The organism is Pseudomonas putida (genome assembly GCF_022627325.1).
Lineage (GTDB): Bacteria > Pseudomonadota > Gammaproteobacteria > Pseudomonadales > Pseudomonadaceae > Aquipseudomonas > Aquipseudomonas putida_X.
This window is the reverse complement of the sequence record NZ_JAETZZ010000065.1, coordinates 1-255: the sequence shown is the minus strand read 5'-3', so window position 1 is coordinate 255 and position 255 is coordinate 1. Positions and strand designations below refer to the sequence as shown.

Annotated in this window: 1 protein-coding gene; it reads left to right on the top strand. The window is 56.9% G+C overall.

The annotated features are described in order from the left end of the window. The coding region (locus tag JNA92_RS25730; protein ID WP_241807234.1) for an IS66 family transposase at positions 1-255 on the top strand (255 nt) is incomplete at both ends.

The following is a 255-nucleotide window of genomic DNA, read 5'->3' as shown; positions in this document are numbered from 1 at the left end:
TCAAACACGTGCGCAAGATCTATGGCTGCCGTGGTTGCGAGACTGCTCCTGTCACTGCTGACAAGCCCGCCCAGTTAATCGAAAAAAGCATGGCCAGCCCAAGCGTGCTGGCCATGCTGCTGACGACTAAGTACGTCGATGGCTTGCCGCTACACAGGTTTGAACGTGTGCTGTCCCGCCACGGCATCGAGGTTCCACGACAAACCCTGGCGCGTTGGGTGATCCAGTGCAGTAAATACTTCCAGCCGCTGTTGA